This window comes from Cerasicoccus maritimus (assembly GCA_031296935.1).
Lineage (GTDB): Bacteria > Verrucomicrobiota > Verrucomicrobiia > Opitutales > Cerasicoccaceae > Cerasicoccus > Cerasicoccus maritimus.
On sequence record JAVDPD010000031.1, the window covers coordinates 12290 to 24773 of the forward strand.

A 12484-nucleotide genomic window follows, 5' to 3' on the forward strand; every position below is an offset into this window, starting at 1 on the left:
ATTGTAGGCCGCTGATTCCTCAGCTTAATGATTAATATTTAATTCATATGAATACCTCTAAAGGTTCCCTATGGGCTTAGGTAGGATCTGGTAAATGAATCTATCACCGTCGGGTAGTAGCCTTTAGCCGAAAGTGAGTGCTGCATTCATTTTCACGCGTATCATTAATAACTTTCATCCCCGGGCACTCCCGAGCTAATTGTCCGCAAGGGGCAAAAGTTCATTGTCGAACAAGCCCAATCACTCTACGGTGCGCCTCAATGGAGTTTAGCAACGGCAATTTTGGACCGCTGGACTGGGTAATTATTTTTGCCTATTTGATTGGACTGATTGCGTTGAGCGCGTGGCTTTCGCGAGGGCAACACAATCGTAAGGATTATTACCTGGGCGGCAATAGTTCGGGGCCGTGGGCGATTGCGCTTTCGACGATGGCGACTCAGTGCTCGACAAACAGCTTGCTCGGCGTGCCGGCGTTTGTGGCGTTTAATGGTGGCCTGCTATGGCTACAATACGAGTTGGGCGTGCCGTTTGCGATGATCGGCCTGATCTTGTTTTTAATGCCCGCCTTGCGCCGACTAAACCTCATTTCCGTCTATCAATACATTGAGGATCGTTACGACTTGAGCGCTCGGTTGCTGTTGTCTGGCCTGTTTCTGGTGCTGCGCGCCTTTGCGACTGGGGTGACGATTTATGGCGTAAGTTTGATGATTGGCCGCGTGCTGCAAGTGGACTTCCTCATGGCGGCGCTCATGCTGATGGCGGCGACGATTATCTATGATTTTCTCGGGGGAATGAAGGCAGTGATCTGGTCGGACGTGATACAAATCATCCTGATTTTCGGTTCGGTGATCGCGGCGGTGTTCGTTGCTTTGCACGTGAATGGCGGGTGGGGGAGCACAATGGCTGCCATTCCACCCGAGCGGATTCAGGCGGTGGATTTTCGTGGAACGGGACTCGGGGACGGGCAAACCTTTGCGTTTTGGCCAATGCTATTGGGCGGATTTTTTCTGTACATGGCCTACTATGGTTGTGACCAAACGCAGGCTCAGCGCAGCCTCTCAACCCGCAGCCCGGAGGAGACCAGCCGCGCGCTTTTCATTGGCGGCTTGCTACGCTTTCCGTTGGTGGCGGCATATTGTTTGCTTGGCGTTGCAATTGGGGCTTTTGCCGAGCTGCATCCGGAGTTCCTCAATCAGTTAAAGCTCAACCCGGACAAGCCCGGGGAGCCTGACCTGAACCTCGCGGTGCCAGTTTTCGTACTGCATCAATTTCCGACGGGTATGATTGGCCTAATGATGGTGGGCATCCTGGGCGCTGCGATGTCGTCACTGGATTCTACGCTCAACTCTATGAGCGCCGTTTCAATGCAGGACTTCATTCATCGGCTGACGCCACGCCCGCTAAGCGATCGGCAAGAGTTGATTTTATCGAAGCTAACCACGGTGTTCTGGGGCATATTGTGTCTGGTGTTTTCGTTTTATGTGGGCGATATCGCAGAGACGGTGGTTGAGTCGGTTAACAAAGTTGGCTCACTGCTCAATGGGCCGCTGTTGGCGTTGTTTACTATGGGGCTGCTGACACGCTTCATTGGCCCTCGGGCGGCCATTGCAGGTTTGGTGATTGGCATAGCGAGCAACGCGTGGATGTGGAAATTTGCGCCATCGATCTCCTGGCTTTGGTGGAATGTGTTTGGTTTTATCATCGCATGGGTGGTCGGCGTTAGCGTAGCCATAGTGGATCGACAGCGACCGAACCATTACACACTGGCCCAAAAGACGGGCATCTCACTCGATAGCAAGGCCAAGCAGCGGGTGGTCATTTTAACGATTTACGGTGTGCTGGTTGCCGTTCTGTTAAGCGTAATTTAATTCCGTGGCGGTGCTTGCAACTTTGCGTTGGTGCAAGTTAACTGCGCTTGTGTTAATGAAGCGTATCGTGCAACCGGAAATACTGGATTCCTTGCCCTGTCATGATCCGCGCATTGACCAGACGCGTCGAGACTTGACGCTGATAAACGCCTTGATGCGTAACCCAAGTTGGTTTCGGCGCCAGGTGTTTCCACGTGTTCAACCTACTGACCATATGATGGAGCTGGGCGCAGGCAAAGGGGAGCTCGCCTTGATGCTCGCCGAGCACCTGTGTGCCATCGGCGCTTACACGGGCATCGATTTTGCGCAGCGTCCCGATGGTTTGCCTGATGAATTTAACTGGTGCTGCAAAGATTTGCTGGAGCTCGATTACGCCGGTGTGGATGTCCTCATGGGCAATTTTATTTTGCATCATTTTAGTGATGTCGCATTGGCTGATATAGGCCGAAAAATTAATGCATCGGGCATCCGCATGTTGGCTTTCAACGAGACTTTGCGGCGTCCACTGCATCTTTGGCAATTACGGCTTCTTTACCCAGTGATTTGTGACGTAACTCGCTACGACGGTCGGGTCAGCATTGAGGGCGGCTTTCGCCGTCAGGAATTAGTGGAGGCCCTAGGCCTGGCTGACGAATGGAAACTTGAGCTCAAGGAGACGTTTCTTGGTTCGTATCGTTTGCTTGCACAGCGAAAGGCCAAGGCGTGAAACCTGTGACCATAGTTGGCGGGGGCTTGGCTGGGCTCAGCTTGGGGATTGCATTGCGAAATCGATGCGTGCCGGTCACGTTGCACGAGGCCAGCGCATACCCTCGGCACCGGGTGTGTGGTGAATTTATTGCTGGGGCGAGAACGGAAATCTTCACACAGCTGGGCATTGCAGATTGCCTTGCCGATGCACGCCCACTTCGGAATACGGCTTGGCAGTACCGAAGTCGGCAGGTGTTTCAACGTCGCCTACCAGCATTAGCTTATGGCATCTCAAGATACGCCTTGGATAAACGGCTCGCAGAGAGCTTTACGGGCCTGGGAGGCGAGCTTCTAACGCACTCGCGCTACCGTGGCTCCGAGCATGAACCAGGCATGGTGTGGGCCAGTGGACGCATCCGCTGCCAGAGTGATTGGATCGGCTTAAAATTGCATTGCCTGAAGCTGGATACGGCTGCGGATCTTGAGGTGCATTTGGGCGAGCAGGCTTATGTTGGCGTTTGTCCGGTGGAAGGAACCCGCGTGAACGTTTGCGGACTTTTTAAAATGCGCAAGGTTCGTGCGGCAGGCCGTGTGGATCAACTGCCAGCGTACCTCGATGCCTGTGGATTGGCTCAGCTCGCTGAGCGCCTGCACGGTGGAGAGCCCGACCCGCAAAGCGCCGTTGGAGTGACGGCGCTTTCCTACGCCCATCGTCCGACCGACGGGGTCATTCGATTGGGGGATCAGTCTGGGCTCATCGCACCCTTTACCGGCAATGGTATGGCTATGGCGCTGGAAAGCGCAGCACTGGCTGCTGATCCACTGACCGACTATTCTGCGGGCAGGGCAGAATGGAACTCCACGGTTGCCGTGATCAATGATCGACTTCACGCCGCATTTAACCGGAGGCGCAGGATTGCGCGCTGGTTGCACCCCTGGCTCTTGTCACCCAGCAAGCAGGGGTGCCTCGCCAAGCTTGCAGAGGGCGGCTGTCTGCCTTTTGGATTGCTCTTCAGATTAACGCATTAACGCTGCCGCTACACTCTGCCACCTATGTATTTACTCAGCCTCGCCAGCCGTGTTCCAACGCAAAGCTACACCCAATCAGACTGTTGGGAAATTATCCAGCAGTCAGATGTGTTGTCCAAGCTGACCCCACGTAGCGGCTACCTGCTTGACCGTATCCTTAACAACCAAAACGGCATTGATAAGCGGCACTTTGCCATTGACGACATGAGCCAGCTGTTTTCGCGCACGCCACAGGCGCTCAATGAAGACTTTCAGCGTTCGGCACCGGCTTTGGCGGGGGATGCGCTACGTGGTGCCCTGGAGCAGGCAAAACTTCGCGCCAAGGATTTGGATGCGCTGATTGTGTGCACCTGCACCGGCTATCTTTGCCCCGGCGTGTCCAGTTATGTAGCTGAGCAACTCGGCTTGCGCGGTGATTGCTACCTACAGGATCTGGTAGGGTTGGGCTGCGGCGCCGCAATTCCCACTTTGCGCAATGCTGCGGGCTTCCTGGCGGCTAATCCCAAGGCGAAGATTGGCGTGATCGCGGTGGAGATATGTTCGGCGGCTTTCTTTGTCAATGACGACCCGGGGGTCCTCGTCTCGTTGTGCTTATTTGGCGATGGCGCCAGCGCCAGCATTTGGACCGGAAACCCGCCCGGGGAGAACGCTTGGCGGATGACAGATTTCGACACCATTCACCAGCCGGAAAATCGCGAGCTGCTTCGCTTTGTTAACCACGAGGGATTCCTGCGCAACCAGCTTGACCTCACCGTGCCACAACGGGCAGGGGAGGCTGTCCGTACGCTTTATGAACGGCAGCAGCCAACGGGAAAAGTGGTGGCGCACGCTGGTGGGCGGGACGTCATTGAGGCCCTGCGCGAGGTGCTGCCTGGTCAGAAACTGGCTGAGAGTGAGTCAGTCCTGCGACAATACGGCAATGTCAGTAGCCCATCCGTGCTGATGGCGCTGGAAGCTCAACTGGCCAAGCCAGATGATGTGGACGATCTCTGGTTGACGAGTTTTGGGGCTGGTTTTGCCGCACATGCTTGTCGAATGGCGCTGGAGCATTTTTCATGTTATCTCTAGCCAGTCAGTTGAGCATCGACAGAGATAGCGTCTTCAGGCGTGCTGCGAATAATTCGAGCCAATCCTTGCCTGAATTGCTTTGGTTTTCGGCGGGGCCAAGCAGGTTTCGCGCAGGAACGCTTAGGTTTGGCACAAGAACGATTAGGTTTGGCGCTGGATCGATTTGGTTTGGTGATAAAACGCTTCGGTCCGGGCTGAGAACGCTTGGGTTTTGACGGAGATCATCTTGGTTCATGAAGCGCAGCGGTTTGTAACCGTTGCCTCGGCGAGCCGCTTAACATCGGGCATTCTTAGGCGGTCAGCCGATTGCCGCATGGAAAATAGTTACCCTAAAAGACTGACGCCTTTTTCGTTACTGCAATCTTTACAATAAGGATTGGCTACTCGCCTCGCCGATACTTTCTAGTGTCGAAGCTCACTCAAGGTAAGCTTCGATGGTAAAGAAATACGGCTCACTTGGCGGGGTGAAGCTTATCGTTGAACGATTGCCGAAACCCGGGGCAAATGCGCTGTCTGGCAATTCTTGCCAAGACGCGGCATTGAGGTCCGATTTGTAGAGAATGCGATAGCGGCGGTTGGGCACGTGATTGTCTGTCAGCACTTCCAGCGTGACCAAGCCATCGTTGAGCGAATAAGACTGCTCAAGCACGCTAAAGAAATTATTGCCGTCCATCGGGTCGCTCCCGGCCAAGAATTCATCCGCATCCGAGCGCCCATCTTTATCGGTGTCGATTGAGCCGTCCGAAAATTCAATGCCACCGAGATTGATCAATTCCCAGCCATCCCAGAGTCCGTCTCCATCTAAGTCGGTCGAGTCGTAGGAGAATTGACTTCTCACATCGAGATCGGTCGTAACTTCAGAAAAATCCACATCCCAGCCATCGAAGATCCAGCCATCGGCAAACGAAATATCCGGGGCAGGGGCGGTCGTCCCATAAATGACCAGTTGGCTTAATTCACCGCCGCCAGTGCGCGTGCCGATATTATCCAAGTCATAGGTTACCGTAACGGGCGGCATCGCGATGTTGTAGAAATAGGCACTGCCATTTACGGCAGGATCATCATGATTTCCATCAGCGCCTACGATCACTTGGTTCCCGCTGATGCCAACAGCAATGCCGAAGAAATCGCCAGAGGCATTATCTTTCGGCACGAGTTTGGTTTGTTCAGTCCACACCCCATCGATCAATTTGAAGATGTAGGCGCTGCCGCTGTAATTGCCGTTACTGCTATCCGCGTATGCACCGATGACTGCGGTATTGTCGCTAAGGCCGACATTAGAGCCAAAGTAATCCGTTTCTAAATTGCTGGTCTGAATCTTGGCGTATTCTATCCATTCACCATTAGTTTGTTTGAAAATATATGACTTACCGTGCTGAAAAGCTCCTACGATAAGGGTATCCCCACGAACACACAGATCCATGCCAAAAAATTGATGACTGGCTCCATCGCTGGCGGTTAACTTTTTTACTTCATTCCAAATGCCGTTACTTCGTTCGAAAACATACACACTACCACTAGCGGTCCCATTATCCTCATCTAAAGATGCTCCGACCATAGCAATATCGCCAGAGATGCTGACTGAACAAAAGGAATCACCTACCTCTCCATCGCTGGCAGTTAGTTTGGCCTGCTCTGTCCAGACTCCATTAATACGCACGAATACATAGACACTGCCCTGTTGTTCGACGAATCCACCTTCCGGGAGACGAATTATTCCACAGGCGCCAACGAGTAAGGTATCTCCATCAATACTGATATCCGCTCCAAACCAATCACCGGCTTGTCCATCACTCGCAGTCAGCTTGGCTTGCTCCGTCCAGACGCCGTTTTTACGAGTGAAAATATAAACGCTGCCACTGTCTTCTCCATTTTCATTATCGTTATAAGATCCAACTGCAATGGTATCTCCACTAATCGTGACTGTTGCGCCAAAGTAATCATTCGTTACGCTGTCATTAGGTTTTAGCTCAGCTTGCTCTGACCAGATCCCATTTTGTCGAACATAGACATAGGCACTGCCGCTGCTGGGACCGTAGTCCTGATCATAGTGAGTACCGACTACCGCCGTGTCGCCGCAGATACTGACGCGATTGCCCGCATAGCTGTTAAAATCAATTCCACTGGGGACATGTTCTTCCTCCCGAATCCCTGCCCATGCCGCATCTATGTAGGTCGCGGCAATGGTCAGGTCTGCTTGAACATCATTGAATGACGAATTCCATCCCGCAAAGGCCCACCCCGCATCGGTAACGATATCCGGTGCAATGGCCGTGCCGCCGTCTTCAATGCTTTGAACAAGTTGACCTGCCGCCAGCGTCCCATGCGCGCCCAAGTCGAAGGTGACCGTGTGGGAAATCGCTGCGGCAATGCTACCCGTGGTGAGGATAATGAGGAGCGAGCTAGCCCAAAGCCCAAAGCGCTTATTAATATGTAAAGCAAACACGCAGATATATCCAGATGTATTGTGCTATGATGTCAATGGAAACGAAGTAAGTATTTGGAAGATGAACACAACTAATACCCCTCCCAATTGTTGTTTAACCCAGCCTTGCGCGTGTCGATTTCCTCACTACGATTTCTGACAAATGAGCGACACCGAACCGAGACTGAACTTAACCTATCGCCCGCGGCGTTTGCGTCGCACTGACGCTATACGCCGCCTCGTGCGCGAGACCGAAGTGCGCGTCAACGACCTGATTCACCCGTTGTTTGTGATTGATGGCGATGGGGCAGAAGAGCCGATTGATTCCATGCCCGGACAGTCGCGGTTTACGATCAAGGGACTAGTTGATGAATGTCTTAAGTTACGCGATCTCGGCATCCCGGGCGTGGGGCTTTTCCCGAAGCTCGATAGCTCGCTGAAGACCGCCTGTGGGAAGGAAGCGCTGAATCCGGAAACTTTGGTGCTCCGTGCGGTGCGCGCCGTCAAGGCGGCTGCGCCGGAGCTGGCGATTATCACCGACGTCGCGCTCGATCCCTACACCAGCCACGGCCACGATGGGGTCCTGACCGAGGATGGCCAAGATGTGGCCAACGACGCCACGGTGGAAATCCTCTGCGATATGGCCAAGCTGAATGCCGAAGCTGGCGCAGACTTTGTGGCTCCGTCGGATATGATGGACGGCCGCATCGGCGCAATCCGCTCTGCGCTCGATGATTCGGGAATGACCAATACCGCCATTATGGCGTATTCGGCCAAGTTCAACTCGGCTTACTACGGGCCGTTCCGTGACGCCGTGGGCAGCGCCAAGGCGGCGGGCACGAATTTACTTGGAAAGCACACCTACCAATGCGATCCGGCCAACCGCCGCGCGGCAGTTATCGAAACCGAGCTCGATGAGATGGAAGGCACCGATGTGCTGATGGTTAAACCAGCGGGCGCGTATCTCGACATCATTCGCGAGTTGCGCAACCGTACTTCACTGCCAGTTGCGGCCTACCAGGTGAGTGGCGAATACTCACAAATCCATGCTGCCGCCAAGCTGGGCTGGCTCGACTACCAGCGCACGCGCGACGAAAGCTTGTTGGCGATCAAGCGCGCTGGGGCAGATATGATTCTGACCTACTTCGCGAAGGAAATTGCGGCTGAATAATCAGTGGAACCTAATGTGTTTTGTATATGAGACCTCTTATCAATTGTTAGATTAGCTCGATTCGTTTTGACTTTGGCTAAGCAATTTAGGATTTATGCGGCATGTTTTCCCCCCGCATCATCCCCCTGTCATTGCTTGCGCTAACCGTTACCTCAGCTTTTGCCGGCTCATTTGAGCTTGCCCAATCGACTTACATTGGAGGCACTAACTGGGATCAGGCGCGCGATATTTGCGTAGACAAAGACGGCTTTATTTATGTGACCGGAGGTGTTGCATCGGCGGATTACCCGACCACCGAAAATGCATTTCAAACCGTATATGACAAAACCGGCACTGACGTTGGCAGCGGTGGCTATTGCGATGCGTTTGTGAGCAAGTTTGCGCCGGATGGTTCGTTGGTATGGTCGTCCTACCTCGGTGGCCCGAATTATGATCGCGGTTATGGTATCGAAGTGGACGATGATGGCTACGTGTATGTTTGCGGGCGCGCGGGGCCGGGCTTCCCTGTGACGACGGGCGCGTTTCAGGAAACTTTCAAAGGCGTCGACGCTGGTATCTATGGCCAGAATAACGGTTTCATTTGCAAGATCGAGCCCGATGGATCCGCAATCGTTTGGGCCAGCTACTGCGGGGTGGCGTCATTGTGTCGTGACTTCGCCATTGATGACGAAGGCAACCTCTACACGCACATTGCCCACGAAAACAAAGGCACGGGCACGATGCCTAGCGAGTGGTTTACCAACGCGCTTCAGCCGACGCGCGAAGGAAAGATGGACAACGGCGTCATCAAGATTTCCAACGACGGAAGCACGGTGCTCTGGGCGACTTGGCTTGGTGGCACGGGCAATGAGCAAAAGGAGGCTGCAGTGCGGGTTGGCGATGACCACTGCCCAGTACTGCTTTACTGGACTGAATCGACTAACATTCCCACGACTGCGGGCTCCTATGACCAAACTCACAATGGCTCGCATGATTCATACGTCGTCAAAGTTAAAGACGATGGATCGGATATCGTTTGGGGCACGTATTTTGGTGGTTCCGCTAGTTCTGGTGGCACGAGTACGCACAACCTCGCACTCGATCCTGATGGCAATGCCTACATCGTTTTTTGGGCGCCATCGGGTGAAGTGTTGCCCACCACCACGGGTGCCTACCAAACGGCGCACGCCGGGGGCAACGGCGACGCGATGCTGGCCAAGTTTGCCGCGGATACTGGCGCGTTGATCGCCAGCACTTATCTGGGAGGCAGCGGCGATGAAGAATACGATGGCATCTATGCCGATAGTCGCGGCTACGTTTATATTTCCGGCTCTTCAGACTCCACGGATTATCCGGTTTCCGCAGACGCGCTGCAAGCCAGCTTGGCGGGCAGCTATGATGTGGTTTTCAGCATCTTGTCGCCCGATTTTTCCGAACTGTTATATTCCACTTATTTCGGCGGGGCGAAGTTTGACTACGGGCGCGGTAGTTTCCTGGCCGCCAACGGCGATTACTATTTTGCCGGCTCCTGCAACGGTGACGGCTGGCCCACACTTAATGCGTATCAGGACTACTTTGCTGGCGGCGTTGGATCTTGCTACAAAGGTGGCTGCAACGCTGGCGATGTGACGCTGGCCAAGTTCTCAGTCGCCGAGGCAGATCTTGATGGTGACTCTTTATGGGACGCCTGGGAGTGGCTCAACTTTAAGCACTATGCGCAGGACGCCACGACCGACTTTGATCGCGATCTCTTGAGCGATTTTATCGAGGCGGCGTTGAACTCCGATCCGACTTCGCCCAGTGAAAACAATCTGCCGAGCATACACTTTTCGGGCACTTCCTTTCAGTTGCAGTTTTCGTCGGCGCGATCGGACCTGACTTATACGCCGGAATATTCACTCAACTTACAGCAGTGGTTTACGGATGGCATAACTGTCGAAACAAATGGTAGTGAGGTTACCGCATCTAAGTCCTTTGATGGCGAGCCACTCTTCATGCGGCTAACCATAAACTAAGCGCTAAACGCTTCGCCCAGGCGCACACCGAGGCCGGTTAAGCGGCGGAGCGAATCCACGTTGCGCACGGCCATCGAGTAGGCTGCGGGATCGCCCACCAGGAATACTTTGCGGCGTCCTCGGGTGATTGCGGTGTAGAGTAGGTTGCGCTGCAGCATGACGAAGTGCTGCTTGAGCAGCGGCACGATCACGATGGGAAATTCACTGCCTTGGCTTTTGTGGATCGTGATGGCGTAGGCTAGTGAAAGGTCAAGCAGCTCGGGGCGCTCGTAGTCGATTTCGTTGCCGTCGAAGTTGACCGCCACTGTACCAGCCTCGGCGTTGACCGCGCTGATGCGCCCGAGGTCGCCATTGAAGACGCCTTTCTCGTAGTTGTTGCGCGTCTGGATCACCTTATCGCCGACGCGGTATTTATAGGCGCCGTAGGTGATGCCGCGGCTCTGCGCATTGAGCGCATTGGGCAGCTCTTCGTTCATCCGGCCAACGCCGCCCGCGCCCTTGTGCATTGGGGCGAGGACCTGGATGTCCATAAACTTGTCCGCCCAGTTGAACCAGCGTGGCAGGTGATCACGAATGAGCGCCGCGGTGAGCTTGAGCGTTTCTTCCGGGTCTTCGCAGGAGAGAAAATGCAAATCTTGCCTCGGGTCGACGTCCTTGACGTCGGTTAAAACGAAGGGTGCCCCAGCGCGGCCTTGGAGGATCGCGTGCGCCGTCGCGACAATCGCCGAACGTTGACCTTGGCGGAATATCTTCTCCAGACGTGTCACGGCCAGCTGCGGACGTGGCTTGTCTTCAATGAACTTAATGATGTCGCTCAACACGCTGCCCGCGCCGACCGAAGGCAGCTGGTGAATGTCGCCAACAAGGAGCAGATGCGCGGAGTCGGGCAGGGCGCGCAGAAGCGACGACGCCAAACGCGAGTCTAGCATCGAGCTCTCGTCGACGATCATGAACTCCGTCTTCAAGCGGTTGTCGTCGGTGTGGAGAAAGCCGCCCGCTTCGTGGTCAAACTTCAGCAGCCGGTGAATCGTCATCGCGAATGCCCCGGTGCTTTCTGACATGCGTTGCGCCGCGCGGCCAGTCGGGGCGGCAAGGGTCAGGCGCACTTTCTTGGCTTTCAGGATGTCAACCAGCGCGCGGAGGATCGTCGTCTTACCGGTGCCGGGACCACCAGTTAGGATGCTTACTTTGCACTTCAGGCCAGCGGCCACGGCGTCCGATTGCTCCGGCGCAAATTGAAAGCCTGCGCGTTCCTGAGCCCATTCAATGGCTTTGGTTACCTTGATTGGCGGCAGGCATGATTCGGTGTTGGCGATCTGGCCCAAGGCACCCGCAATGGACACCTCCGAGCGGCGCATAGCAGGCAGCTGAATGAAGTCTTCGCCATCAATGCCTACCGTCTTTACGAGGTGTGATTTCTCGGTCAGCGCATTGACCCGTGGGCTGACGAGGTCCTCGTGCACGTCGAGCATTTCCGAAGACTTCTTGGTCAGATCCGAAACCGGGTAGCCGGTGTGGCCGTCGACCTCGAGTTCCTGCAATGCGAAGAGCAAACCCGCATCAATGCGCTGCGGGCTCTCGTTGGAGTAGCCCAGATTAACCGCAATGCGGTCGGCGGTCTTAAAGCCAATCCCGGGCACCTCACGCGCGACACGGTAGGGCTCGTTTTGCAGAATGGTTTTCGCGGCATTGCCGTATTGGCGGATGAGCCGCAGACAAAGATTGGTGCCAACGCCGTAGGTCTGCAGGAACGTCATTACGTCGCGGAGCGCGGCCTGCTCGTCCCAGGCTTTTTTAATCTCCTTGGCGCGTTTGGGGCCGACGCCGGGGATCTCGCGCAAGCGGCCAGATTCTTCCGAAATAACGCGCAATGTGTCCGCGCCGAACTTGGCGACAATCTTCTTGGCAAACTTCGGGCCGACTTTGGGTATTTGTCCGCTGCCCAAATACTTCTCGATGCCGTAAACCGAGGCGGGCAGTTGCGAGGAAAATTCCTTGATCTTAAACTGCTTGCCGTGTGTTGCGTGGGTGGTCCAGTCACCGGTTAGCTTGAGCGTTTCGCCGCATTGCACGCCGGGCAGGTTGCCCAACACGGTGATCGGGCCGCGGTGGTCACTGGCCTTCACTTCGCCAATGGTGAAGTGGTTTTCCTCGTTGTGAAAAACGATGCGATCGAGAACGCCTGTCAGGGTGTCGGGCATGTAGGAATGAGGAAAAAGATTAAAGGAAAAAGATTAAAGGA

General features: G+C 54.7%; 8 protein-coding genes. 6 read left to right on the plus strand and 2 right to left on the minus strand.

Annotation, left to right across the window (positions count from 1 at the left end):
• The first annotated feature begins 317 nt into the window (after window positions 1-317).
• From RBB62_RS16955 to RBB62_RS16970, 4 genes are all read left to right on the plus strand, one after another.
• Window positions 318-1868 carry a sodium:solute symporter family transporter gene (locus RBB62_RS16955; protein WP_309400304.1) on the plus strand — a complete coding sequence of 517 codons (1551 nt, stop codon included), beginning with the start codon at window positions 318-320 and terminating at the stop codon, window positions 1866-1868.
• A 55-nt stretch (window positions 1869-1923) separates the two neighbouring features.
• Entirely contained in the window at window positions 1924-2574 is a 651-nt protein-coding gene (locus RBB62_RS16960; RefSeq protein WP_309400305.1) for a class I SAM-dependent methyltransferase, read from the plus strand.
• 284 nt (window positions 2575-2858) lie between these two features.
• Window positions 2859-3584: an NAD(P)/FAD-dependent oxidoreductase gene (locus RBB62_RS16965; protein WP_309400306.1), complete on the plus strand. Its 726-nt coding sequence runs from the start codon at window positions 2859-2861 to the stop codon at window positions 3582-3584.
• 24 nt (window positions 3585-3608) lie between these two features.
• Window positions 3609-4652: a type III polyketide synthase gene (locus RBB62_RS16970; protein ID WP_309400307.1), complete on the plus strand. Its 1044-nt coding sequence runs from the start codon at window positions 3609-3611 to the stop codon at window positions 4650-4652.
• A 415-nt stretch (window positions 4653-5067) separates the two neighbouring features.
• On the opposite strand, the gene RBB62_RS16975 is transcribed toward RBB62_RS16970, so the two are convergent.
• Window positions 5068-7098, minus strand: a complete 2031-nt coding sequence (locus RBB62_RS16975; protein ID WP_309400308.1) for an FG-GAP repeat protein — start codon at window positions 7096-7098, stop codon at window positions 5068-5070.
• Between the two features lie 142 nt (window positions 7099-7240).
• On the opposite strand from RBB62_RS16975, the gene hemB reads away from it, so the two are divergent.
• Window positions 7241-8248, plus strand: coding sequence for a porphobilinogen synthase (hemB, locus tag RBB62_RS16980; protein WP_309400309.1), 1008 nt, complete (start codon window positions 7241-7243; stop codon window positions 8246-8248).
• 101 nt (window positions 8249-8349) lie between these two features.
• Window positions 8350-10242 (plus strand): SBBP repeat-containing protein, encoded by a 1893-nt coding sequence (locus RBB62_RS16985; RefSeq protein WP_309400311.1) that lies wholly within the window; start codon window positions 8350-8352, stop codon window positions 10240-10242.
• Here RBB62_RS16985 and recD2 read toward each other — a convergent pair.
• On the minus strand, window positions 10239-12443 hold the full coding sequence (recD2, locus tag RBB62_RS16990; protein ID WP_309400312.1) for an SF1B family DNA helicase RecD2: 2205 nt from the start codon (window positions 12441-12443) through the stop codon (window positions 10239-10241). The genes RBB62_RS16985 and recD2 overlap by 4 nt on opposite strands.
• Between the last annotated feature and the right edge of the window lie 41 nt (window positions 12444-12484).